Raw genomic sequence first — 24,862 nt, forward strand, 5'->3', positions numbered from 1 at the left:
GCTGAACCAAAGATTAACAAAGTGAATAGATCTAAAGGGGAGTAGTAAGGTTGCCCAGTAATAAAAAAGGGCTGACCGAAGTCAACCCTTACTAATTATTTTGAAATTACTTCAAATGAGAACCGTCGAGCGCTTACTTTAGTTGAGCCTTTACGTGCTCGATAATATCAGTCATTGCGACTGGCGTTTTCTCACCAGTAGCACGGTTCTTGTATTCGAAGTTGCCTTCTTTCATTGAGCGGTCACCGATAATAATGGTATGCGGTACACCAATAAGCTCCATGTCAGAGAACATTACACCTGGGCGTTCTTTACGGTCGTCAAATAGGACTTCGATGCCCATTGCCGTTAGCTCAGCGTACAACTTCTCAGCGGCTTCTTTTACTTCTTCTGACTTGTGCATGTTCATTGGAACGATCGCAACCTGGAATGGTGCGATTGCATCTGGCCAGATGATGCCGTATTTGTCATGGTTTTGCTCAATAGCAGCCGCTACGACGCGAGTGATACCGATGCCGTAACAGCCCATTTCTAGGATGACGTTCTTACCATCAGGACCAAGTACACCACAGTTCATCGCTGCCGAGTAAGCGTTGCCAAGTTGGAAGATATGGCCAACTTCGATACCACGCTTAAGCTGGATAGTGCCTTTACCACATGGGCTTGGATCGCCTTCAACCACGTTGCGTAGGTCTTCAACTTGACCAAGCTCTGCGTCACGACCCCAGTTAATGCCGAAGTAGTGTTTGCCATCGATGTTCGCGCCCGCACCGAAATCATTCATTACCGCTACGCTGCGGTCAACGATGAACGGCAGTTTAAGACCAACAGGGCCTAGAGAACCAGGACCAGCACCGATAAGCTCACGAATTTCTTCTTCAGATGCCATTTCCAGTGGAGCTGCAACCTGAGGAAGGTTTTCTGCTTTCACTTCGTTCAGCTCATGATCGCCACGAATGATAAGCGCGATGATTGGTGCATCAACTTCGTCAGACGCTTTCACAAACAAAGTTTTCACTGTTTTTTCAATTGGCAGCTCGAACTGTTCAACCAATTCAGCGATTGTTTTTGCGTTTGGCGTATCTACCAACGTCATTTCTTGCGTTGGTGCCGCTGCTTCAGAGGCTGGAGCTAGTGCTTCTGCTTTTTCGATGTTTGCCGCGTAATCTGACTCGGTAGAGAATGCGATGATGTCTTCGCCACTTTCAGCCAGTACGTGGAACTCTTGAGAGCCGCTACCACCGATAGCACCGCTATCTGCTAGTACAGGACGGTAATCCAGACCCATGCGATCGAATGCTTTGCAGTAAGCATCGTGCATTGCGTCGTATGACTTTTGTAGGCCGTCTTTATCAATGTCAAAGCTGTACGCATCCATCATTGAGAATTCACGTGAACGCATTACACCGAAGCGTGGACGACGTTCGTCACGGAATTTGGTTTGGATTTGGTACAGGTTTAGCGGAAGTTGTTTGTAAGAGCTCACTTCATTACGAACAAGGCTAGTGATCACTTCTTCAGCTGTTGGGCTAAGTACAAACGGACGAACATGACGGTCAGTAAAGCGAAGTAGCTCAGGACCCATCTTTTCGCTGCGGCCTGTCTCTTCCCATAGTTCAAACGGCTGAACAACGGGCATCAAAGTTTCGACTGCGCCTGCATTGTCGATTTCTTGACGAACGATGTTTTCGACTTTACGCAGTACACGTAGACCAGTAGGTAGCCAGGTGTATAGACCTGAAGCCAGCTTACGGATCATACCTGCACGTAGCATGAGCTGGTGGCTCACTACTTCTGCGTCGTTTGGAGTCTCCTTCAGAGTAGAAAGAAGATAATTACTGGTACGCATTAAATTTATCCGTTTATTTAAGTTAGATACTCAAGCTTGAACAAGCTGGAGTATAGGAGTTCCCGAAAGGGAAATTTATTAGCCGTCTATAATATCAGCCAATTGCGTTTGTCAAAAGCTTTCAATAGCGGTAACCGTTATTAAGTTGCTTGTTGCTGTGAACTTTACGTTCAAGTCGAACAAATTTACCGCATATTCTTTATCGTCCGGCTTGTTTTTCTTGTATGCAGGACGAGGATCTTGGGCCAGAACTTGTTCAATGACTGATCTTACATAGTCAGTATCGGATCGATTTTCTATCGTTGCTAATGCTTGAGCAGAAAAGTTGACTTGTGACTTTTCTGGTTCTTGGTCTGCGTATCCGCCTTGTGCTTCTGGAATAGAATCTGAATAAGGTATATAGGGCTTAATGTCCACAATCGGTGTGCCATCCACGAGATCAACGCTGCCTAAATCAAGATAGATTTGATCGCCTTGCTTAGTGACTCCTTTCACTTCAACGGCTGACATTCCGATTCCGTTTGGGCGGAAAGTCGAGCGTGAGGCAAAGACACCTATTCGTTCATTGCCGCCTAGTCGTGGCGGACGGACGGTTGGCTTCCAACCTGCTTCCAGATTTTGATCAAACAAAAATAACAGCCAAACGTGAGAGAACTGTTCTAGCCCACGCACTGCTTCAGGGCTATTCGCTGCGCCTAACAGTTTTACGCGTGCTTTCGCTGTTGGTACTAAGCGAGGCTGGCGCGGTACTGCAAACTTTTCTTTGTACGGTGTCTCAATGACGCCGATGGGTTCAATGGAATACATGGTGGACATCTTTAAGAATTCATTGAGATGAAAAGTATCACAAATTTCTCTTGCTTTTCTTGTTGATAATGATTATTAATTAAAATGTTATAACATAACACTTTAATTAAGAGGAAAAGTATTATGAAACCAGGAATCCACCCTGAATATCGTCCAGTGGTGTTCCACGACACCAGCGTAGATGAATACTTCGTTGTTGGTTCTACGTTGAAAACAGAGAGAACCATCGAATGGAAAGATGGCAAAACCTACCCTTACTTTACGTTAGATGTGTCGTCAGCCTCCCATCCGTACTACACCGGTAAACAGCGAGTGGTTCAAACAGAAGGTCGTATTGCGAACTTCAACCGTCGTTTTGGTCAATTTAAGAGTGAAAAGGAATAAATCATGAAGGTAGTCAAATCATTAAAAAGTGCAAAAAGTCGTCATCCGGATTGCCAGGTCGTAAAACGAAGAGGGCGTCTATATGTCATTTGTAAGGCGAATCCGAGGTTTAAAGCAGTGCAGAAGTAATCGTTCTGCATATTTCTGGCTTATGGTTTTGTTTAATTGATAATTTTGACTTAACTGTTTTACATGGATGAAATATCTGCATTTTTGTTTATTGTTGGTTATAAAACTCTCCAATGGTCACAGTTTGTAACATTTAGGGCTTTTCTTTAACCTTCTACTCAAGTACCCTTCGCTTGCTTTTTTGACATTTTTGTCACATTTGCACAGGAATAAAAACAAGGAGGGAACAGATGAGTTCATCTGATTCAATTAAACAAAACTCGCCTAAGAAGCCGCTGTTTACGCGCTTTTTGGATACTGTCGAATATTTGGGGAACTTATTACCTCACCCGATCACACTATTTGCCATTTTCTGTTTAGCCATTCTGGTGATGTCGGGCATTGCAGGATACTTCGAAGTTTCCGTTGTAGACCCTCGTCCTGAGGGCGCAAAAGGTCGTGCCGCAGATGGCATGATTCATGTCGTCAGCTTACTTAACGCTGATGGACTCGAACTTATCGTTACCAATTTAGTGAAAAACTTTGTTGGCTTTGCGCCTTTAGGCACGGTTTTGGTTGCGATGTTGGGTGTTGCTATTGCCGAGTACTCTGGTTTGCTATCTGCAGCTATGCGTGGCTTGGTCATGGGCGCATCTCAACGCATGGTAACAGTGACTGTTGTTTTCGCTGGTATCATTTCAAATACGGCATCAGAGCTGGGGTATGTGGTACTTATTCCACTGGCAGCAATGCTGTTCCATTCTCTAGGTCGTCACCCACTTGCAGGCCTTGCTGCGGCATTCGCTGGTGTATCTGGTGGTTATTCAGCAAACCTACTTATCGGTACGGTTGACCCGCTACTGTCAGGTATTACTGAAACAGCAGCGCAAATGATTGACCCAACTTACACTGTTGGTCCAGAAGTTAACTGGTACTTCATGTTTGTTTCGACGTTCTTCATTGCAATCACTGGTGCGTTTGTTACTGAAAAAATTGTTGAGCCAAAGCTTGGCAAATACAGTGAAGAAGAAGCCTCAGAAGATTTGTCGAACGACAAAATGGGCGGCTTAACAGACATTGAGAAGAAAGGTCTAAAACTAGCAGGTGTTGCTGTACTGGTTGTTTCTGCGTTGCTTGCTTGGACGGTTGTTCCAGCAGACGGCATTCTACGTTCTGATGCAGGTACAATTGCAGGTTCTCCATTCCTGAAAAGTATCGTGGCATTCATCTTTGTGTTCTTTGCTATCCCAGGCTTTGTGTTTGGTAAAGTTGTTGGCACGATGAAGACGGATCGCGATGTGATTGATGCAATGGCGAAATCTATGTCTTCTATGGGCATGTACATTGTATTGGTTTTCTTTGCTGCTCAGTTCGTTGCTTTCTTTAAATGGACTAACTTCGGTCAGGTATTCGCAGTTGCTGGCGCTAGCTTCTTGCAAGAAATTGGCTTAACTGGCCCAATGTTGTTCTTTGCCTTCATCCTCATGTGTGGCTTTATCAACCTAATGATTGGTTCGGCATCGGCACAGTGGGCAGTGACGGCACCGATTTTTGTTCCTATGTTGATGCTTGTTGGTTATGCACCGGAAACGATTCAGGCTGCTTACCGAATTGGTGACTCGACGACAAACATTATTACTCCAATGATGAGCTACTTTGGTTTGATTCTTGCCGTAGCAACTCGTTACATGAAGAACTTAGGTATCGGTACGCTGATCGCGACCATGCTACCTTACTCAATCTGCTTCATTGTAGGTTGGAGTGTGCTGTTCTACCTATGGGTATTCGTATTTGGTTTACCAGTAGGCCCTGGCGCAGCAACATACTACACACCGTAAAAAACGGTTACCTCACACAGCTCCATTACAAAAGCCTGCTAACGTCGCAGGCTTTTTTATCGTTCCAGATTGTGTGCACGCAGGCTTGCCTGATTATAGATGTAGGTTTATAGCTGAAAACGCATCAATAAAGGGCGATAAAAGTGCTGAGTGAGCCAGCACAAGCTTTTCCAAATTACGCGTTTGTACCAAGGTAAGTGCGCAATATAAACATAGCTAAATTCAATTTCTGGCTGGGCTTTTCGGTTGCGTTTAAAAGCTGGAGCCCCTGAGCTCATATTAAAGCGACGCTGGCATATCATTGCATGGCGGATGGTATAAGCAGATATTCTTCTATACAGCGCAAAACTCTGCGGCTTATTGGTATCGTAGCCAAAAATTGGGCAAGTCATGTCGTTATCAATTTCTACTATGCCTAACGTAGCCAGCATCTCTCCTTGATAAAACAGTCCCACTAAATGCACTAAGTTATTCTGGCTAGCCTGTTTTAAATATTGGGTTGAAAACTGGATGTTATTCCGGCTGTATTTATCAAGGTAAAGCATGTCATATAACACTTTGGCGCACTGAAACTCTTCATCAGTAGCCAGAGGCTTAAACTGCCAATCTTTATCATTAAACAGCTTGAAGTCTTTTGTTAAATCTCGGTTGAAGCTGAATGCTTGCCAATCCTCAAGTAAATACACTTGTCGTGTTACCAAGCTTTGCCATTGTTGCTGTTCTAATCGCTGAATTAAGTGTGAGTACTGAAGTTGGTTGAGGGAGCGAAGCACCAAGGGAAAGGTGGGGTATTGATCGAGTGCCACGCGACGCAGCTCATCAAGGTTTAAGGATTCCCATTGTTCGCTATACATATTGGTGGACAAGCACTGATTGTTGAGCGTTTGGACTTGATCCAATCCAGCCAATGATAAGATTGGTTTAGTCATATTAATAAGTAGCTTACATACCCATCGAACAGCCACATTTTTGACTTTGTGAAGCTCTTCTTCGGCGTAGCCACTAAGCAGTGTCATAGGGGACACGGCATAACAGTTGTTTGGTATTTTTGGTGTTACGGAGTAGGGAATGGCAACATCATTGATATAGTAGCAACCAAAGCTTGCTGTGCATTCATTAATAGGATTCGATTGCATAAGAGTGATAAAGGTTTTATGCCATTCTTGAGAGGAAAGTGTCATGATGGCAACGCTTCTCCATTCCACTCAATATCAACGGTAGAAGCGGCGCTCCATTTTGCCTTGTTCTGCCTAGCTAACCGGAGTAATTCAAACACACTCCGGATTTGGCTCCCTACCGGCAAGTTATGCTGTTGCATTACATTCACTCCAGACCACCAATCTTGCCAAGTTCGAGCCTTAAATAGGGATAATCCACCTTCAGCGATGAGTGTTATTGGACCTAAATGATGCAATCGCTGCTTGGAAGGACTGGTAAACTCCATATTAGGAAGCAGTTGATTGCATCGAGATGAGAGTAGGTGCAAACCACTTGTGGCTCTTGGGTTGCATTCAATCACGTAGAGTTCATTTTGTGATTGGATGAAGTCAAACGAAACTTGCCCATGATAAGTATGACGTTTACCAAAAGCGGCGATAAATGTATCTAGTCGATCGCATGAGATCGGCTGAAAAGCACTGGCGGCCGATCCGTTTACACAGTATTTCGGCACATAAGCTTGGTGTGCTTTAAGGTCACCATGTTCAAAAATCGCATAGTTACACACCGGAGTCCCATGGATTTTTTGTTGCTGAACCCAAGGATAAAGTGACGATATCGTGACGGCAGAAATAGACTGAGTTGTCACATCTCTTATTACTTGCCCGCCAAACCGAGAGTAAACTGGTTTTAGAACGGTTCTTTCATTAGTTTCAACCTCACTTTTATCAGCGACCAAACGAGTTTTTGGAAGTGTAATTTCTGGCAAGCCTTGAAGCTGTTCAAAGACGGTCAACTTGTTGTGTAGGGAATTGAGCAGCGCCACATCGGGCAGAAAGAAATTCACATCTGGGCATTGCTTGGCAACATGAGCCAAGTAATAAACTTCTTCACAAGTGGGTATCACTATATTAATACGCATCTGAGTAATGATTTTTAGGATCTGCTGTTGATAGCTGGGAAACGCAAATCGAGGTGAAGCGGTGGGTATATAAGACTCGATGCCTCGCAAAAATGATCCCAGAGGCTTTTTTAGCGAATCTGTGAGAATTACTTCATGCCCATGATGCATACACATAGTTGCCCACTCTAATGCAACTGGAGCCCGGGCTCCGGTGATTAAGACCCGCATATGTTCACCACACGTCGTTGTTTATTCATTGGCGTCCAAATAGGCGCAGGGCGGTAACTAAATCTGACAGGATCAAGCCGTAATTGGTCAAACAACTTTATTAAGGCTTGATGTATAACCCGATGGTGGTGAACATCCGCTTCAATTTGAATGGTTTGTGACCCTGTTTGGGTGATTCGGTAATCCACGCGACCTTGGGCTAATAGTGTTATAGCGCGGTAGATGAGATCTGGTAACACCGTCACTGGGACGTGGTTTGCGTTTAGTGTGAGGCGATCACCACATCGTCCGGCAATTGCGCCAAGAGGTTCAAATACACCATTATCCTGTTTATTCTCAATAATATCGTCGAGCTGATAACGAATAATTGGCTGAGTTTTACGACGAAAATCGGTGATGATTGGGCTGTAGTGAGTACGTTCGGTATTCAGCCAGTGTTTTTCGATATAAACAACATCTTGATTCCAGCGCATTTGGCCATGCTGATCAGTACATGCAAGAAAACCTTCAGTGCATTGATAGACTTCATGGAGCTCGCTGTCGAACCGTTGAGAAATATAATGACGGTCACTCTCGGTTAGAACCTCTGCCCCAGAAATGATCCGTTGTGGTTGAATTGCGGGTTGACCAAATTGACCGCTGAACTGGGCGCAGAGCTGAAGAGCTTGCGCACTACCAACCAAAAGCGTGGGTTGGAACTCATCCAGCTCTTTTATCCATTCTTGGTAAGGTTTGGTTAAATCGGCATAAAAGAATGTGACAGGCCCTTTCGCGACGGATTTATACAGTGGGCTGTTGGCTCGCAAGGCTAGTGCAATTCGGTGCTTTTGCCATAGGTTGGGCAAAAGGCGAGCCAATATATTGCCGGCCCACAGTTGTGTTTCCTGCTTGTCAGCAAGAAACAGCCCGCGCATGCCTGATGTGCCCGAAGAAAGCCCAACCGTAACATCACCAACTTTCGAAGCGGCAAAGTTGCGTGACTGCTCTGCTTTGAGTGCCTGCTGCATTAACTGTTCAGCATCTAAGCCCTTCGTATTTAACTCTGAAAGGTTCTCCATCATGGTTTGCTTATTCATGATAGGGAAATCACTGAGTGGTGCACCTTGAAAAGAGCGGTAATACGGTGAATGACAGCATACCCAATCCAGGTGTTGCGTTAAATGTTGTTGCTGCCACGCTTCGACTTGTTCCCTTGAACCGAAAGGGCGGTAGCGGGTTCGCCAGAATTCTGAGATAAGCGTTCTCACTTCATCCATCCTTCTTTGATTAGCTGCTGGATAGTTTCCTGACAATGTGAAGGCACGAAGCGAACAAAGTGGTGGGTTTGTTGGTAGCAACTTCTCAATTCGGAGAGGGTGTTTTTATAGGCCTTTGTGTCATCGCAAAGCATGTTCGCCAGCCAATGCTGATCGATATTTTCACTCAAGCTCTCGATTAACCAGCATGCATCGGCGAGTAAGAATAGCCAACCTTGGTCTCTTTTAACCAGCAAGCCCACTTGGCCAGCAGCATGGCCTGGCAAGCTAACCATATAAATAAATCCATCGTCGAACATGTCTTTACAGAGCAAGTTAACCCCTTGGCACTGAGGAAGAATTTGGCTGATTGGCACAGAAAAATCACCATGAATGATGAAGTTAGATTCTAGTTGTGGAGGGAGCAGAGCTTTTAGGTAGCCTTTTCTTACGCCTCCAATTCGACCACTTTTAGTAATCGCATCTACCCCTTTTTGTTGGCAATGCAATTGAGAGTGAGAAAACTCAGACACGGCGGCAATGTGATCAGCGTGAAAATGGGAGAGCACTAAATGCTCAATATCATGAGGTTTGAGATTTTCTTTTGCTAACTGCGCAACAATCCCATGTTCTTGTTGATAGCGGCAAGGTGTTGTCCAAGCATAAAAACGTTCAGGGAAGGGACGAGTCGCGCTAAAAAAGTGCTCGTGATATCCCGTATCAAACAGGATGTTGCCTTGTGTCGGGTGCTGAATTAACGCAACGGCTGCAGGAAATGCTCTAGGCTTTATACCAGAGCCTGGTTTGACAACAAAGCCTGGGTGTACGCAGTGTCCAGCCTCAAAGATTTTTATTTTTAGACCAGTTTGCATACTGCTGTATTCCTTCTTGAATTGAAAAAAGCGGTTGGTAATTCAGGTTTTTTATCGCCTTGCTGATATCCAGAGTTTGATGATAGTTAAACAATCCTGCGCTGTATGAAGTGAGCCTTGGCTCTGGCTGATGTGGTAAGCGCCTTCGTATTTGCTCACTGAGCTTTAATAATGGTGATACCACACCGTATGGTAATGATTGTAACGTTACTTTTAGGTTCAACCCCACACATAAAGCTTGTAGAACAGTCTCAATTGGCATTGGTTCGTTGTTGGAAATATTGAAGACATCACCATGCTGAAGCCGGTCTGCCTGAGTGCAAGCGAGCATCGCCGCATGGGCAACGTTGTCGACATAAGTTAGATCAACCACTGGGTTTCTACCCGATGGCAGAAGCAGAGTGTTGTTTTTTATCGCCTTAAGCACTCTTGGGATAATCGCGCGATCGTTGGGACCAAAAATGCCACGCGGTCTTAAAATGATCGCTTTGCTTTGGCCTTTTATGGCTTCAAGTTCAGATAGGTATTTGGTGTGTGCGTAATCATTACACCAGTGTGAAGCAATGGCGTCGGTTTCTCGAATATTCCAACGGTCTTGATGGTCAAAGTAGACGCTGGTGGAGGAAATATGGATAAAACGCGAGATTTGATGCGTATTAGCCGCATTGACGAGGTTTTTGGTGGCATCTACATTGGCTTGATAAAACGCCTGCCACTTTCCCCATGGGCTTGAGAGAGCGGCACAATGGATGATTGCATCCATACCTTGGCATACCGCATGAACTGCTGAGTGGTCTCTTAAATCGACTATATGTGGGATAACATCGAATTGCTTGGCGAGTTGTTTAGCGATGACTGTGTTTCGTGCTGTAAAATGCAGTTCATGCTGCTGGTGAAACATTCTTAGAATTGCGCTACCCAACATCCCACTGCCGCCAGTGACTAATATCTTCATAGTTTTAGCACTCCCATACCTAGTGACAACCCTGCGGCGGTGCCAGCTAATAACACATGTTTTCCTGCTGTTTCTGGCTGATTACGCAGCCAGTGTAAGTTAATTGGGAGTGAGGCGGCGACTTGGTTTCCCAAAGTCGAAAAGTGATTAACGGTTTTCTCGGTTGGTAACCCGGTGAGTGATGGCAGTTTTTTTAATCCGTGCGCACTGGCTTGATGCGGAAGAAAATAATCAATATCGCTGAGTGTTACCGGAGAGGCGTCAAAGCCTTTTTTTAGAAACGCCGGTAAGGTTTTACGCACATGTTTAAAGAGTGCTTTGCCCTCCATCTCAAACTGGCAGCTTTTTAAATAGGCTTGATGCTCCGAGGTGTGAGGGTTGACATGACTACCTCCGCCCTTAATTTGACAAAATGAATACCCGGTATGATGCGTTTCAAAGTGACTGGTGAGCAATCCATCACCGTTGTGTTCTTCGAGCAAAAATGCGGCGGCACCGTCTGCGAATAGAGTTGCAACTTCTGGTTTGAGTGTAAAATTTCGATTCAGTGTGATGCCAGTAGCGAGTTCGCTGGTGACAATGAGAATCCGACGGTATCGTTTTGCGAAGAATAGACTCTGAGCAAGATCAAGCGCAGAAAGAAATGATAAACAGGTGCTGTTCAAATCAAAACTTTCTAGCCATGTTGGAGCGTCTAACGCGGCGAGAACCGCTGAGGCGTCGTAGGGCAGAGACTGGTGGTGAGTGCCGCTGGCGTAGATAAGGAGATCAATGGAGCCCAAGGTATATATGTTTCCTAAACACTGCTCTATCGCCTGCACCGCCATGTAAATAGCGGTCTCTTTTGTATTGGCTACATGACGATATTCAACGTCGAATTTATTTCGGCAGGTCCCAGGCGCCAATTTTAGGAAGCGATCCATCTCTCGATCTGACCATTGATTCGTTGGCAGGTAGCTTCCACTGGAAACGATGTTAAAGCCCATTATTCTCTATACATTTATTAAAAACGTCGTTCAAAATAAACCACGTTGCATATTGAAGCTATGGCGAGCGAGATGAAAAATAAACAGAACAAAACAAATGGGAGTAAGAGCACGCTTTGGGTGCAATATTGAAAATGAATTTTCAGTAATGAGCCAGGCTTTGATTTGCTGGCTCAATATGAATAGAGTGAGTATTACTTCTTAAATTTAGCCAAAATACGATCTAAATGGTTCGCAAATTCGCGGCGATCGGTTTGGGAAAGCGCAGCGGGTCCACCTGTCTGAATTCCGCTTGAGCGCATGGTTTCCATGAAGTCGCGGATATTTAGACGAGCTTTGATAGTATCTTTTGTATAAAGCTCGCCACGTGAACTGAGGGCTTGAGCGCCTTTAGAGATGACCTCATCTGCAAGCGGAATGTCTGATGTGATCACCAAATCGTTGGCCTCCACACGCTTGACGATTTCGTTGTCAGCGATGTCAAATCCAGCTGGAACTTGCAGCGAGTGGATGTTGTCTCTTTTGGGCACCGGGACAACGTGGTTGGCGACAAACGTACATTCAATCCCCGTGCGTTCGGCGGCACGCACAATGGTTTCGCGGATGACTTTCGGACACGCGTCTGCATCTACCCATAACTTCATGATGACTTCCCACTTAGCTTGGCTTCTAGCTCTTCAATGCGAGCGACTAGTTTTTTCACCGTGCTTTCTAGCGCTGCAAGACGATCATTATCGGTATGCGCTTGCGCTGCGACTTCAACCTTGGGAACACGCTGAGCACTTTTCCAACTTTTTATTGCGGTGATTAATGCAGGCATTGGGACGGGCGTTTTCAAGCGTGCTTTCACTAACGCTACGGTTGGCTCTTTTCCTTGTTGTTGCAGTTGTTCCATTACCGCTTCTAATTCTTTAGTAACGTCTTGAGTTAACATTTTTAATCCTTAACAACGATATATCTATCATCATACGTTGAGTCCCCTAATTTGGCGAATAGCAATTTGGAATGTGTGGTGTGAGAGATCTCTTACATGGGTTGTGAGAGAAAACGATTTCGTGAGCGGAAAAATAGAAATTATAATCATCAACTTATTGATAAATAATGACTTAACAACTATTTAACCAATGTGGTGTATAAATATTTATCTAGGATAGATTGTCAATTTTTAGGAAAGGCGTAAATTGAGAGTTGTCAGCAGGAAGCAGACATGGAACAGGAAGCACCAAGGATTTGGTTATCGTCAGGAAGATGATTTGGTTGGTCAGGATGATTAATCAAGCATGGAGCGTAGGACATTGTAAGGACACTATCATCAATAGGATGTTGATGACTAAGGATAGACAATGGACCCCTCTAGGATAGAGGTTATGGACAGCGTCAGGAAGATGCAAGGGACACCGCTCAAGGAACAAGTGATGTGTGCTAACGGGGAATGTTAGCTATCAGGATGATAAGGACACCGCTAGGACGGCGACGTAAGGAATAAGCTGACGGAATCAGCCACTATTATGGATGATGCATGGAGCACTTTTAGTAGCCGGACTGCTGCGAGTAAGACCATGACCCCGATACTTATGTGTCGGGGTCTTTCTTATATAAAAAGATACCTAGTCGTTCTCGTTGAATTAAGCACCTAGAGGTGGCTTGGGTATATCAATATCACAAAATTTATAAATTCCTAATAACACTTAATAAAAAACAATCCAGATCAATATCCTTTCCAATCAGTTGGTTTAACTTTCGGCTTCTCTACAAGGTGTTATGCCCCGCAGCTATTGAGCATATTCAAGCTCATCGAGTTTGTGATCTGCGGATAAATAAAGTTTGTTGTAATCAAGGAACAGATGTGGCCATAGTAACCAGAAGAATGCTTCTTCTACCCTACAATGAGTCGTTGCAACTAGAGTTCGTCATGCTGAATTGCTGTGCGAAAAACCGTGCTGAAATGAACGGTCCGTATACTGTCGCGTCTGCCAAACAGATGTTTGAGAAAATACTGGATGATGAAAATATTTATAGTATGGCGGTGCTAGAAAGTACCAGTCGTGACTATATGGGGCACGTGTTCATTTCCCATCTCGATTCCGAGCCTGAGTTAGGGTTTATTTTTGATAAATCTTATTGGGGTAAAGGGTTAGCGACAGAAGCTCTAAAAGCGTTTTTCCCAAAGGCGTGCCGTGAGCTGGGGCTACACAAGGTGAAAGCTAATGTGAATAGCAACCATCAAGCTTCTATGGCGGTGCTGAAAAAACTGGGATTTGTTGAAACAAAAGAAAGTAAGGATCTATATGGTCCTTACTTTGAAATGGAATTTACAAGCGATGCGGTGGTAGGTGAAAGTTCTGCGGCCTGAAACCGACCATGGTTAACTCCCCTTGGTAGCAATCGTCACCAAGAGATGAAAACTCAAATTGATACACCGTATGCCAACGCCAGACTCCGTCTGGCGTTTTTAGTTTATGGGCACCAAAGGCGATGCTGATTAATTGGAGATCCAATTGCTCACATTTACGCGTGATTGCCACTTTTGCGAGTTCGGCTTGACGACGTTGTTGCCAAAACAGATAACAGAAAAAGCATAGCCCTAAAATTGCTAAAAGATCACCAATCATCCCTGAACCTTTATTATCCCTTTGTTGCTTGTTGTAAGCTTACTAGCGCGTTTGCTAGTTCTTCAGATGGATTTGAATGTAGCAAGGGCAATAGCACCATTCTTAACTCTGGTAGCATCACTAAATCGGCAAATAACTGATTAAATAGGGCTTGATTACCGGTTTGAGCTAAACGCAGCAAAAACTGTTCTGCTACCTTTTCATTGGCTAGTAAGTGCCAAGCTCGGCCAGCCACGCCAATCAGTACTTCCTGATGGCTTAAACGAGGGCTTTGTAATATCGCTTCTAACACTGGAGAGGCAATGGCTGTTGGTGCGCCAGCCAAAGCTCGGATAAGCGCTGAAAGTAGGAAGAGATCCGGTTCGCTACTTGCGATTTCTTGTTGTGCTTTGTCGGCGATACGCTCAGCTAAACGCTCTTGTAACTTTACATGCTCAAGCGCACCCAACAGAGCATAAAGTGGTTCATTCGGTAGGTGGTTCAACGCTTTGCGTATCATTACCCCGTTTTGCTCTTTGTCCAAACGAGCGGCCATGTCGGTGATCCCTTGCAGACCTACGGTTTGCCAATTATCCCAGCCTAAACCACCTGAAAAGTAATGCTGAGTGTGCTCATAATATTGGCTGGTAGGAAGATCGAGGTTCGCGCGGACCTGGCTATGAAACACGGCCATTTTGTCTTCGGAAGGTTTGAACGTATATGGGTTATTAGACAGCTTTTTCTGTTGCTCTTCAGTGATATCATCATTGAGGCGTGTTCCCATGGCTTCCACTACGTATTTAATGAAATTGCCGATATCCGCTTGCTTTAACAAACCGCGCTCGTCCAATTCAAACTTTAGAAACCAAATCCAAGGTTGCTTTTGTTCATTCCAATAAGCGATGGCAAGGTGTGCTTTACGCTGCATTGGGAATGGGTACGGTGCTTGACCTTTTTCTACATCGGTAAACTCTTTCTTAGCGATGGTTTTGATACGACGACCAAGATCGAAGATTTGATAATCACAGTGGCTGTTGTTCAACAGTTGAGTGAGGGTTTGAATGTTTTCCATTAAATACGACGTCCTAACGTTCTTTTCACAAGAAATGGTATCATTCTCGGCTAATTCAAGGTTCGAGATAGAATTAATGGTAACAAATACTCAATTGGTCGACTTACTTCACCAACTTGAAACGCAGCTTAAAGAACATAAGTTGTGGCAACACACTAGGCCTTCAGAGCAAGCCTTACAAAGCGTGGAGCCATTTGCGATTGATACATTGCATCCTCATGAGTGGTTGCAGTGGATCTTTATAGACAGAATGCACGTGCTAGTGGAAAACAACCAACCATTGCCAAGAGGGTTTTCTCTCGAGCCCTATTTTTCAGAAGCGTGGAAGCAGGAACCGCAGTTCGCAGAGCTGCTTGTTACAATCCGAACCATTGACGAACTGTGTAAGTAAACGAATGCTAGAACAAGAAATAGCGCGATCTTCAGAACCAGTGGAACTGGAGATCGTTTATCAGGATGAATATTTTGTAGTGGTCAACAAGCCTGCCGGCATGTTAGTGCATCGCAGTTGGTTAGATAAACACGAAACTCAATTTGTCATGCAAACTTTGCGCGACCAAATTGGTCAGCATGTGTTCCCATTGCATCGTCTGGATCGTCCAACATCTGGTGTGCTTGTGTTTGCTTTGTCGAGTGAAGTCGCGTCACAAGTCATGCCGATGTTTGCTGAACATAAAATGGAAAAGACATACCACGCAATAGTACGCGGTTGGATTGAGGAAGAGGGCGTCTTAGATTACGCGCTCAAAGTCGAGTTAGACAAGATTGCGGATAAGTTCGCTTCACAAGAAAAAGAAGCGCAAGAAGCGGTGACGGAATATAAACCGTTGGCTAAGGTGGAAGTTCCCTATTCGACGGGTAAATTTCCTACAACGCGTTATTGCTTAGTTGAGATGAAACCTAAAACGGGGCGTAAGCACCAACTTCGTCGTCATATGGCACATCTACGCCATCCGATCGTGGGTGATACAACGCACGGGGATGGAAAGCACAACAAGCTGTATCGCACAGAGTTTGATTCTCATCGTTTGCTACTGCATGCTTCAGAGTTACGGTTCGTCCATCCATTTACCGATCAAGAGATTGTCATGACGGCCAATATTGATGAGACTTGGCAGCAATTGTTTACTCGATTTGAGTGGGATGAATCGATGATCAACCGATAATCGGCGCAGTTAGATCTAGATAATGATTGAGTACAAATAAAAAGGGTTAGCATCAATGCTAACCCTTTTTTAATATTTAAGACTTAACGTTTTACTTTAGTTTTTCGAGATCCGCCTCGATCTCTGCGATCTTGCTCGAAACAACTTTTTCTAAATGACGAAGGTCTGAGAGAATTTTCTCTTTGACATCAACCTCAGGTTGTTTCGTTGGCTTAGTGATCTTATTCAGTTCATCAATGACCAATGTGAGGTTACGGTTGATTTCCGTTACTTCTTTATATTTGTGACTGCCACTGTCCACAAGAACATTTTTGATTTGGCGCGGGTATTTGAATTTAACGCTTTTGGCGAACAGCTCGCCTTTTTGCTTGTGGAAATAGATCTTGAGCACGTCTTTGTGTGCTTCTTGGCGTAGGGAATAACGTTCAATCTGCTTAGGGTCGTGAATACCCAAACCAGTGAGGTGGGGATACATAGGCTACCTCTATTACATCGAATTGATATTGATATAACTGTAGCAGCCAATGTATGAGCTAGATAGCTGATATTTAGCCAAAATGCTTAACTTGTGGGCAAGATCGCTCTCGCCCTGAACCGAAAAGATTGGCAGGTTTGATCTAAGCTGCGACCTCATCAGATAACTTTTCGATCAATCTCTCTCTTAGCTCATCTTGCTGTTCTTCACTTAATCTTCCCCCTGCATCACTGGTTAAAATAAACAAGTCTTCTGCTCGCTCACCAATGGTGGTGATTTTGGCACCGTGAAGGTTGATATTTAAATCAGCAAACGTACGGCCTACTTTGGCCAACAGCCCCGGTGTGTCTAGCGCGACAAACTCCATTAAAGTGTGTTTTTTACCTTTGGTTGGTAAGAAGTCGACTTTGGTTTTCACATTAAAGTGCTGAAGTTTGTTCGGAGTACGGCGCGTTTTAATCTTGGTTGGTCGGCCCGCCTCCAGTACATGGGTGAGGTGCTTAATCACCGCGGCATGACGGGACTCATCAATCGCTTCGCCATGTTGATCGAGCACCATAAAGGTATCAATCACGTGCCCATCTTTGCTGGTCATGATTTGCGCGTCGTGTACATTAAAATTACGCCTATCTAACTCCGCCACGACCGTCGCAAATAAAGCTGGCTGGTCTTTCGTATATACAAACACCTCAGTGCCGCCGCGAGTGGCTTTTTTGCTGATCAAGACCAAAGGCTTAGTTGGATCTTCCATGCGAAGTAAGTGTTCGCAGTGCCACGCGATTTGCGTATGGGTATGACGAAGGAAATAGTCAGCTTTGAAGCGTTGCCACAATACTTCAATTTCGCGCGCGGCAAACCCCTCTTTGCGTAGCATTGCGGAGGCCATTTGTTGATTGTGACGAATTCTCTCACGCACATCGACAGGATTCTCTAGGCCTCTGCGTAAAGCACGTTGTGTGGAGTAATACAGCTCCGCAAGTAAAGTTCGTTTCCAAGCATTCCAAAGTTCTGGGTTGGTTGCACAAATATCTGCAACTGTCAGGCATACAAGATAATCGAGAGATTCTTCGTCTCTGACTTTTTTGGCAAATTCGGTAATGACATCGGGATCATAAATATCTCGGCGCTGTGCGGTGACGGACATTAATAGATGATGCCTTACCAACCAAGCGACAAGTTTGGCCTCGGGCTTTGATAAGCCATGCTCAATACAGAAGTCGTAAGCCTCACCTTCGCCTATAACAGAGTGATCGCCGCCACGTCCTTTACCTATATCGTGGAAAATAGCGGCAATAATCAGCAGCTCTTTCTTTTGCATCCGTGGGTAGACGTCACAACAAATAGGGTGCTTCGCATGATTGTCTGGGTCACTAAAGGTATTAATGTGTTTCAGTAAGCGAATACTGTGCTCATCAACCGTGTAGGCGTGGAATAAGTCAAACTGCATTTGACCAACAATTTGGCTCCATTGCGGTAAATAGGCCGCCATAACCCCCAATCTGTGCATCAGGCTGAATGCTTTATGCAGAGCATTAGGGTGACGACATAACGCCATGAACTTTTCACGCGCAGCAGGAATGGTGTGCAAAAATTTGTTGAGTCGACGGCGCGCGGTGCGCAGCTGACGTAGTGTTGGTGGGCTCACCCCTTCAATGGTTGAGTCGTTCGCGATATGTAAGAACATATCCAGAATAGTTTCTGGGCGAGCTTGAAACAATGCGGGTTTCCGCGCTTCAATCAAAGAGCCACGACGTTGGAAGTCGGCATCGAGAATCTCGGCACTTTCTGTCGCACCACCATTAATGATCGCTTGATCAAAAAGTTTGAGTAGCATTTTATTGAGCTCTGCCACACGACGAAGTGTGCGATAAAACTCTTTCATCATCATTTCTACGCCTCGGTTGCCTTCACCGACGTAGCCTAGATTTTCCGCAACTTGTGCTTGATGGGCAAAGGTCAAGCGGTTGTCATAGCGGCGAAGCTCCATGTGCAGAGCGAAACGCACTCGCCAAAGGAAGTCCTGACATTCAACCAATTCTCGGTATTCTGCGTCAGTTAAAAATCCGTATCGGCTCATTTCCAGCAATGACGTGGCACCAAAGTGACGTCGGGCGACCCAGCTTAATGTATGAATATCGCGCAGCCCGCCAGGGGTCGACTTAATGTCTGGTTCTAAGTTGTACGTCGTATCGTGGTAACGGGCATGGCGTTCGCGCTGCTCTTGAATTTTCGCGCGGTAAAACGTTTCACTTGGCCAAAAGGAGTCTGATAATACGACTTTCTTCAGTGCCTGAAAGGTATCCTCGCTGCCACACAGTAGACGCGCTTCTTGAAGGTTTGTCGCGACGGTCAGATCGGCTTTACCAATTTCCGCACATTCGTTAACGGTGCGAACAGCGTGTCCGACCTCGAGTTTTAAATCCCACAACAGCGTAATGAATTCGCTGATTTTTGCTTCTAGCGCGGTCGGCAGCTTATTGTTCGACAGAATCAAAATATCGATATCGGAGAGCGGATGCAGCTCGCCACGCCCATAGCCACCCACGGCAACTAGGGAAATGTTGTAAATATCTTTGAAGCCAAAATGTTGCCACAAACGATTCAGAAGCAGATCCATGTATTCTGCCCTGGCTAAAACCAAGCTTGTTACCGGATGATGATTGAGAAACTCTTGGTTTTGATCGGAGCTAAATTTCTCTAACTCTTGTTTGAGCTCTCCGATATTGATTTGTTCATCGGAAAAGGTAAGAGGGGACTGAAGTGTCATATTTGCCATCCGTGCAAGCTAATCTAGTTACAATCTAACAAATTTGTGGCAGATAAAAAATATCCCCGCCGAAGCAGGGATATAGTAAACAACGAGTGGTCGTTAGCTTTACGCGTTTTTCATTAGGCGAGGAATCGTATCGTCGCTACGAAGCGTCAGTACTTCACAACCTTCTTTTGTTACAACAATGGTATGTTCCCATTGCGCAGAGTTCTTGCCGTCGCCTGTGTAAACGGTCCAATCGTCTTGAGCGTCAACAGAGCAACCAAATTTACCTGCGTTAATCATCGGCTCAATAGTAAAGCACATGCCTTCTTTTAGTACGCGGCGGTCTTTGTTCTTGTAATGAACCACTTGTGGTTCTTCATGGAACTCATCGCCGATACCGTGGCCACAGAAGTCTTTCACAATAGAAAACTTGTTGCGAGGGTTGTTTTTGTTGTTCTCTTTGATGTACTTCTCGATAGCTGTGCCGATGTCACCAACCGTTGAACCTGGCTTTACGGTACGCATACCAACATACAGTGCTTCTTGAGCAACCATGCATAGACGTTTGTTTGCAGGTGAAACATCACCGACTAGGAACATCTTAGAAGTGTCACCATGGTAACCTTGAGGACGCACGCTCAGATCCGCATTTTCGTCATTTGGAACGATTACGGTAATATCAACGTTTAAGATGTCGCCATCTTTTAGTACCGCTGGCTTCATTTGACCGTTGCTACCGATTTCGTCTTTTTCTGCTGGAATACCGTGGCATACGATATGGTTGATTGAAGTACAAATCGACTTAGGGAAACCATGGTAATCAAGCGGAGCAGAGTATGCGCCTTTTTCTAGAGCGTACTCATGGCAGATTTTGTTCAACTCTTCTGTCGTCACACCAACTTTGATGTGTGGTTCGATCATTTCTAGAATCTCTGCGGCCAGCTTGCCCGCAATGCGCATGCGTTCTATTTCTTCAGCAGTTTTAATCTTGATTGACATTGGCTTTCTCTACTTATTCCTAAGCACGTAAACGTGCGAATGGCCGCATTCTATCAGACATCGGGGCGTTAACCCAAGTTAGATAGGAATATGCATCATTCTTAATTCGATCGTATGTTTAAAGTTTTGCTTATAAATAGGAGAAAGTGGCACGGTGAAGAAATAATTTTTACTAGCCACAGTGAGCTAAAATATGGTATAAAGCGCGCCGGAATAGAGGACTGTTCTCTTCGTTTAGCAAAGCTAAGCGGCGAAGCAAGCTTCATCCGAATAACCTTTTATCTTTAAATCACACACATTCCGTCACATATTCCGGGGTGCTGAGCAGAAGCTTGGTCGGAGTTATGGGGAATGTGGAGGCCTAACCCCATAGAGGAATTTAAAATGGCAACTGTATCAATGCGCGATATGCTAAAAGCTGGTGTTCACTTCGGTCACCAGACTCGTTACTGGAACCCAAAAATGAAGCCATTCATCTTTGGCGCTCGTAACAAAGTTCATATCATCAACCTAGAAAAAACTGTACCAATGTTCAACGACGCTCTAGCTGAACTAGCTAAAGTTGGCGAGAAGAAAGGTAAAGTTCTATTCGTAGGTACTAAGCGCGCTGCATCTGAAGCTGTTAAAGAAGCTGCAATCGCAAGCAACCAGTTTTACGTGAACAACCGCTGGTTAGGCGGTATGCTTACAAACTACAAAACAGTTCGTCAGTCTATCAAGCGTCTAAAAGATCTAGAGACTCAATCTCAAGACGGTACTTTTGACAAACTAACTAAGAAAGAAGCTCTAATGCGTACTCGCGAAATGGAGAAGCTAGAGAAATCTCTTGGTGGTATCAAAGACATGGGCGGCCTACCAGACGCTCTATTCGTAATCGACGCTGATCACGAACACATTGCAATTAAAGAAGCTAACAACCTAGGTATTCCAGTATACGCTGTGGTAGATACTAACTCTAACCCAGACGGCGTTGACTACGTAATCCCAGGTAACGACGACGCGATCCGCGCTGTACAGCTATACCTGAACGCTGCTGCTTCAGCAGTATCTGAAGGTCGTAACAAAGACGTAGCTGCAGTTGCTGAAAAAGACGGTTTCGTAGAAGCTGAATAATAGCGGCTCTGTGTCACACTTGGTCTATGTGAAACCTTTGTGTAGCATAAACTAAGTTATAGTTAGCAATGGGGGCCGACAATGTTAGGCCCCTGTTTTTTACCTTATTTCGAATCAAACGAGGAATACAGAATGGCAACTGTAACTGCTGCTCTAGTTAAAGAACTTCGCGAGCGTACTGGCGCTGGCATGATGGAATGTAAGAAAGCGCTTGTAGAAGCAAACGCTGACATCGAACTAGCAATTGAAAACATGCGTAAATCTGGCGCAGCGAAAGCAGCTAAGAAAGCTGGTAACGTTGCAGCTGAAGGCGCAATCATCATCAAAGAAGAAAACGGCGTTGCTGTTCTTCTTGAAGTTAACTGCCAAACTGACTTCGTTGCTAAAGACGGTAACTTCACTGCATTCGCAGAAGAAGTTGCAGCTGCAGCTCTAGCTTCAAAAGCGACTGTTGAAGAGCTACAAGCACAATTCGAAGACGCACGTGTAGCTCTTGTAGCTAAAATCGGTGAAAACATCACTATCCGTCGCGTAGAATACGTTCAAGGCACTGCAATTGCTTCTTACCGTCACGGTGAGAAAATCGGTGTTGTTGTTGCTGGTGAAGGCGACGCAGAAACTCTTAAGCACGTTGCAATGCACGTTGCTGCTTCTAAGCCTGAGTTCGTTAACCCAGAAGACGTACCAGCTGACGTAGTAGAAAAAGAGAAAGCGGTTCAAGTTGAAATCGCAATGAACGAAGGCAAGCCTGCTGAAATCGCTGAGAAGATGGTTGTTGGCCGCATGAAGAAATTCACTGGCGAGATCTCTCTAACAGGTCAAGCTTTCATCATGGAACCTAAGAAAACTGTAGGTGAAATGCTGAAAGAAAAAGGCGCTTCAGTTTCTACATTCGTTCGCCTAGAAGTAGGTGAAGGTATCGAGAAGAAAGAAGAAATGAGCTTCGCTGAAGAAGTTGCTGCAGCTCAAAAAGGTTAACCCTTAGAGACTGTATAAAGATTAGACCGTAGCCTTGGCTGCGGTCTTTTTATGAGCAGTGAACGATTAGCCGTGATGAATAGCCATAACTGAATTTGTGTCTATTCATGACTGTTAATCAACAACTCTCTTTGGAAGGTAAACTCCATGACTACGAACCCTAAACCAGCGTATCAACGTATTCTATTAAAACTGAGTGGTGAAGCTCTTCAAGGTGAAGACGGTTTTGGTATTGATCCTGCGGTCCTTGATCGCATGGCACAAGAAGTTAAAGAACTGGTTGAACTGGGTGTTCAGGTTGGTGTAGTTATCGGTGGCGGTAACTTGTTCCGTGGTGCAGGCCTTGCTGAAGCTGGTATGAACCGCGTAGTTGGTGACCACATGGGTATGCTTGCTACAGTAATGAATGGCCTAGCGATGCGCGATGCTCTTCACCGTGCATACGTGAATGCGCGCGTTATGTCTGCGATTCCTCTAAAAGGCGTATGTGACGACTATAATTGGGCTGATGCGATCCGTGAGCTTCGCCAAGGCCGTGTTGTCATCTTCTCTGCTGGTACGGGTAACCCGTTCTTTACAACGGATTCTGCTGCTTGCCTACGTGGTATTGAAATCGAAGCGGATGTTGTACTAAAAGCGACGAAAGTTGATGGTGTATTTACTGCTGACCCTGTAGCAAACCCAGACGCAGAGCTGTATGATAAGCTATCTTACGCAGAAGTTCTGGATAAAGAGCTGAAAGTGATGGACTTGGCGGCGTTTACGCTAGCTCGTGACCACAAAATGCCAATCCGCGTATTTAACATGAACAAGCCAGGCGCACTACGTCGCGTGGTTATGGGCGAAGCAGAAGGCACGCTAATCAACGAATAAGCTTGTCCCAAGGTGCCACCCAAAGCGTTAGGGTGGCGTTTGCTTTGCTCAACCGTTTTAGGCTTTCTTCAGGAAAGATGACATTTTTAAGGTGAAACTGTGATTAACGAAATCAAAAAAGACGCGCAAGAGCGCATGGATAAAAGCGTTGAAGCGCTTAAGAACAACCTTTCTAAAATTCGTACAGGTCGTGCACACCCAAGCCTACTATCTGGTATTTCTGTAGAATACTACGGTGCAGCAACACCTCTAAACCAAGTAGCAAACGTTATTGCTGAAGATGCACGTACACTTGCAATCACGGTTTTCGATAAAGAGCTGACTCCGAAAGTAGAAAAAGCGATCATGACGTCTGATCTTGGTCTAAATCCTATGTCTGCTGGTACTATCATCCGTGTTCCACTTCCACCACTAACGGAAGAGCGTCGTAAAGACCTAGTTAAGATCGTTCGTGGTGAAGCTGAAGGTGGTCGTGTTGCTGTTCGTAACATCCGTCGTGACGCAAACAACGATCTAAAAGCGCTTCTAAAAGATAAAGAAATCTCTGAAGATGAAGATCGTAAAGCACAAGACGAAATTCAAAAACTAACTGACGTTGCAGTTAAGAAGATCGATGAAGTTCTTGCTGCAAAAGAAAAAGAGTTGATGGAAGTTTAATACTCCCACACACATCACTGTTGGAAAACGCTGTGCTCACAGCTCAGCGTTTTTTTATGTTAGTCTATCCAACTGATGGAACTCAATTAACTCCCTATGCAAAATTCTCAAGCCTTCTCTGATTCCCTTCCTAAGCATATTGCCATCATTATGGACGGTAATGGCCGTTGGGCTAAGTCCAAAGGAAAACCTCGCGTATTTGGTCACAAAAAAGGCGTTAATGCCGTTCGTAAGACCGTGGCTGCTGCTTCAAAGCTTGGCATTAAAGCCATGACGCTATTTGCTTTTAGTAGTGAAAACTGGCGTCGTCCGGAGGAAGAAGTGGGTCTTTTGATGGAACTGTTTATCACGGTCCTGTCTAGTGAAGTAAAAAAACTACACAAAAATAATTTACGGTTGCGCGTGATCGGTGATACCAGTCGATTTAGTGAGCGTCTACAAAAGAAGATTGTAGAAGCTGAAAATCTAACGGCAGGTAACACGGGGATGGTGATAAACATTGCAGCCAATTATGGCGGTAAGTGGGACATCACAGAAGCGGCCAAAACGTTAGCGTTAAAAGCACGTAACGGTGAGATTCGTGTAGAGGATATCAATGAGCAGCTAATCACTGAGCATTTGACCATGGCAGACTTACCTGAAGTGGATCTTTTGATTCGTACCAGTGGAGAGTGTCGCATCAGCAACTTTATGTTGTGGCAAATGGCTTATGCAGAAATGTACTTTACACCCGAGTATTGGCCGGAATTCGACGAAGACAGCTTAGTTGAAGCTGTAACTTGGTTTATCAATCGAGAACGTCGTTTTGGCTGTACAGGTGAACAAATAAAGGCATTGATGGCAGCTCAATAAGGACTAG

The 24,862-nt window shown here is 44.8% G+C and carries 26 protein-coding genes; 11 read left to right on the forward strand and 15 right to left on the reverse strand.

Annotated features, from left to right (window positions below; all coding sequences use genetic code 11):
• Window positions 1-133: 133 nt before the first annotated feature.
• A complete protein-coding gene (locus NL644_RS09830) occupies window positions 134-1,849 on the reverse strand; it encodes a proline--tRNA ligase (protein WP_253658354.1) in 1,716 nt (571 codons plus the stop codon).
• A 111-nt stretch (window positions 1,850-1,960) separates the two neighbouring features.
• The gene (gene tsaA, locus NL644_RS09835) at window positions 1,961-2,656 is read right to left on the reverse strand and encodes a tRNA (N6-threonylcarbamoyladenosine(37)-N6)-methyltransferase TrmO (RefSeq protein ID WP_109169598.1); all 696 of its coding nucleotides are present in this window, start codon (window positions 2,654-2,656) and stop codon (window positions 1,961-1,963) included.
• A 123-nt stretch (window positions 2,657-2,779) separates the two neighbouring features.
• Here tsaA and NL644_RS09840 point away from each other — a divergent pair, with 123 nt between their 5' ends.
• The 3 genes from NL644_RS09840 to NL644_RS09850 all read left to right on the forward strand — a co-directional run bounded on the left by NL644_RS09840 (window position 2,780) and on the right by NL644_RS09850 (window position 4,986).
• The gene (locus NL644_RS09840) at window positions 2,780-3,040 is read left to right on the forward strand and encodes a type B 50S ribosomal protein L31 (RefSeq protein ID WP_012841491.1); all 261 of its coding nucleotides are present in this window, start codon (window positions 2,780-2,782) and stop codon (window positions 3,038-3,040) included.
• A 3-nt stretch (window positions 3,041-3,043) separates the two neighbouring features.
• Window positions 3,044-3,169: a type B 50S ribosomal protein L36 gene (gene ykgO / locus NL644_RS09845; RefSeq protein ID WP_074191703.1), complete on the forward strand. Its 126-nt coding sequence runs from the start codon at window positions 3,044-3,046 to the stop codon at window positions 3,167-3,169.
• Between the two features lie 230 nt (window positions 3,170-3,399).
• Window positions 3,400-4,986: an AbgT family transporter gene (locus tag NL644_RS09850; RefSeq protein WP_006742541.1), complete on the forward strand. Its 1,587-nt coding sequence runs from the start codon at window positions 3,400-3,402 to the stop codon at window positions 4,984-4,986.
• Window positions 4,987-5,093: 107 nt separating this feature from the next.
• On the opposite strand, the gene NL644_RS09855 is transcribed toward NL644_RS09850, so the two are convergent.
• From NL644_RS09855 to NL644_RS09890, 8 genes are all read right to left on the reverse strand, one after another.
• Entirely contained in the window at window positions 5,094-6,167 is a 1,074-nt protein-coding gene (locus NL644_RS09855; RefSeq protein WP_114323551.1) for a hypothetical protein, read from the reverse strand.
• Window positions 6,164-7,276 carry an ATP-grasp domain-containing protein gene (locus NL644_RS09860; protein WP_114323550.1) on the reverse strand — a complete coding sequence of 371 codons (1,113 nt, stop codon included), beginning with the start codon at window positions 7,274-7,276 and terminating at the stop codon, window positions 6,164-6,166. Before NL644_RS09860 ends, NL644_RS09855 begins: the two co-directional genes overlap by 4 nt.
• Complete coding sequence (locus NL644_RS09865) at window positions 7,264-8,532, reverse strand: F390 synthetase-related protein (protein ID WP_253658355.1); 1,269 nt, start codon at window positions 8,530-8,532, stop codon at window positions 7,264-7,266. Before NL644_RS09865 ends, NL644_RS09860 begins: the two co-directional genes overlap by 13 nt.
• On the reverse strand, window positions 8,520-9,383 hold the full coding sequence (locus NL644_RS09870) for an MBL fold metallo-hydrolase (RefSeq protein ID WP_114323549.1): 864 nt from the start codon (window positions 9,381-9,383) through the stop codon (window positions 8,520-8,522). Before NL644_RS09870 ends, NL644_RS09865 begins: the two co-directional genes overlap by 13 nt.
• Window positions 9,352-10,338 (reverse strand): NAD(P)-dependent oxidoreductase, encoded by a 987-nt coding sequence (locus tag NL644_RS09875; RefSeq protein WP_253658356.1) that lies wholly within the window; start codon window positions 10,336-10,338, stop codon window positions 9,352-9,354. The genes NL644_RS09870 and NL644_RS09875 overlap by 32 nt, the downstream gene beginning before the upstream one ends.
• Window positions 10,335-11,324, reverse strand: a complete 990-nt coding sequence (locus NL644_RS09880) for a ketoacyl-ACP synthase III (RefSeq protein WP_006742535.1) — start codon at window positions 11,322-11,324, stop codon at window positions 10,335-10,337. Before NL644_RS09880 ends, NL644_RS09875 begins: the two co-directional genes overlap by 4 nt.
• 194 nt (window positions 11,325-11,518) lie before the next feature.
• Window positions 11,519-11,968: a YaiI/YqxD family protein gene (locus NL644_RS09885; RefSeq protein ID WP_005380310.1), complete on the reverse strand. Its 450-nt coding sequence runs from the start codon at window positions 11,966-11,968 to the stop codon at window positions 11,519-11,521.
• Complete coding sequence (locus NL644_RS09890) at window positions 11,965-12,258, reverse strand: hypothetical protein (protein WP_047008886.1); 294 nt, start codon at window positions 12,256-12,258, stop codon at window positions 11,965-11,967. Before NL644_RS09890 ends, NL644_RS09885 begins: the two co-directional genes overlap by 4 nt.
• A 933-nt stretch (window positions 12,259-13,191) precedes the next feature.
• On the opposite strand from NL644_RS09890, the gene NL644_RS09895 reads away from it, so the two are divergent.
• On the forward strand, window positions 13,192-13,677 hold the full coding sequence (locus NL644_RS09895) for a GNAT family N-acetyltransferase (protein WP_080936742.1): 486 nt from the start codon (window positions 13,192-13,194) through the stop codon (window positions 13,675-13,677).
• On the opposite strand, the gene NL644_RS09900 is transcribed toward NL644_RS09895, so the two are convergent.
• A complete protein-coding gene (locus NL644_RS09900) occupies window positions 13,637-13,936 on the reverse strand; it encodes a DUF3301 domain-containing protein (protein WP_012841498.1) in 300 nt (99 codons plus the stop codon). The genes NL644_RS09895 and NL644_RS09900 overlap by 41 nt on opposite strands.
• A gap of 13 nt (window positions 13,937-13,949) precedes the next feature.
• A complete protein-coding gene (locus NL644_RS09905) occupies window positions 13,950-14,987 on the reverse strand; it encodes a DUF3549 family protein (protein ID WP_253658357.1) in 1,038 nt (345 codons plus the stop codon).
• Window positions 14,988-15,063: 76 nt separating this feature from the next.
• On the opposite strand from NL644_RS09905, the gene NL644_RS09910 reads away from it, so the two are divergent.
• A complete protein-coding gene (locus NL644_RS09910) occupies window positions 15,064-15,378 on the forward strand; it encodes a YqcC family protein (RefSeq protein WP_005391784.1) in 315 nt (104 codons plus the stop codon).
• A gap of 4 nt (window positions 15,379-15,382) precedes the next feature.
• Window positions 15,383-16,153 carry a tRNA pseudouridine(65) synthase TruC gene (gene truC, locus NL644_RS09915; RefSeq protein WP_253658358.1) on the forward strand — a complete coding sequence of 257 codons (771 nt, stop codon included), beginning with the start codon at window positions 15,383-15,385 and terminating at the stop codon, window positions 16,151-16,153.
• Window positions 16,154-16,244: 91 nt separating this feature from the next.
• Here truC and NL644_RS09920 read toward each other — a convergent pair whose 3' ends face one another.
• The 3 genes from NL644_RS09920 to map form a co-directional block, all read right to left on the reverse strand.
• Window positions 16,245-16,628, reverse strand: coding sequence for a DUF3461 family protein (locus tag NL644_RS09920; protein ID WP_005380322.1), 384 nt, complete (start codon window positions 16,626-16,628; stop codon window positions 16,245-16,247).
• Window positions 16,629-16,770: 142 nt separating this feature from the next.
• Window positions 16,771-19,395, reverse strand: a complete 2,625-nt coding sequence (glnD, locus tag NL644_RS09925) for a bifunctional uridylyltransferase/uridylyl-removing protein GlnD (protein ID WP_085344087.1) — start codon at window positions 19,393-19,395, stop codon at window positions 16,771-16,773.
• A 108-nt stretch (window positions 19,396-19,503) separates the two neighbouring features.
• The gene (gene map, locus NL644_RS09930) at window positions 19,504-20,382 is read right to left on the reverse strand and encodes a type I methionyl aminopeptidase (RefSeq protein WP_005380326.1); all 879 of its coding nucleotides are present in this window, start codon (window positions 20,380-20,382) and stop codon (window positions 19,504-19,506) included.
• A 384-nt stretch (window positions 20,383-20,766) separates the two neighbouring features.
• Here map and rpsB point away from each other — a divergent pair, with 384 nt between their 5' ends.
• The 5 genes from rpsB (at window position 20,767) to NL644_RS09955 (ending at window position 24,855) form a co-directional block, all read left to right on the forward strand.
• A complete protein-coding gene (rpsB, locus tag NL644_RS09935; RefSeq protein ID WP_012841501.1) occupies window positions 20,767-21,495 on the forward strand; it encodes a 30S ribosomal protein S2 in 729 nt (242 codons plus the stop codon).
• 132 nt (window positions 21,496-21,627) lie between these two features.
• On the forward strand, window positions 21,628-22,473 hold the full coding sequence (gene tsf / locus NL644_RS09940; protein WP_012841502.1) for a translation elongation factor Ts: 846 nt from the start codon (window positions 21,628-21,630) through the stop codon (window positions 22,471-22,473).
• 147 nt (window positions 22,474-22,620) lie between these two features.
• Window positions 22,621-23,346 (forward strand): UMP kinase, encoded by a 726-nt coding sequence (gene pyrH / locus NL644_RS09945; protein WP_005380329.1) that lies wholly within the window; start codon window positions 22,621-22,623, stop codon window positions 23,344-23,346.
• Window positions 23,347-23,445: 99 nt separating this feature from the next.
• The gene (gene frr, locus NL644_RS09950; protein WP_005380330.1) at window positions 23,446-24,003 is read left to right on the forward strand and encodes a ribosome recycling factor; all 558 of its coding nucleotides are present in this window, start codon (window positions 23,446-23,448) and stop codon (window positions 24,001-24,003) included.
• 96 nt (window positions 24,004-24,099) lie between these two features.
• A complete protein-coding gene (locus NL644_RS09955; protein ID WP_006741661.1) occupies window positions 24,100-24,855 on the forward strand; it encodes an isoprenyl transferase in 756 nt (251 codons plus the stop codon).
• Window positions 24,856-24,862: the final 7 nt, after the last annotated feature.

It is taken from the genome of Vibrio sp. Y10_XG_PY6 (genome assembly GCF_024181795.1).
Taxonomy (GTDB): Bacteria; Pseudomonadota; Gammaproteobacteria; order Enterobacterales; family Vibrionaceae; genus Vibrio; species Vibrio diabolicus.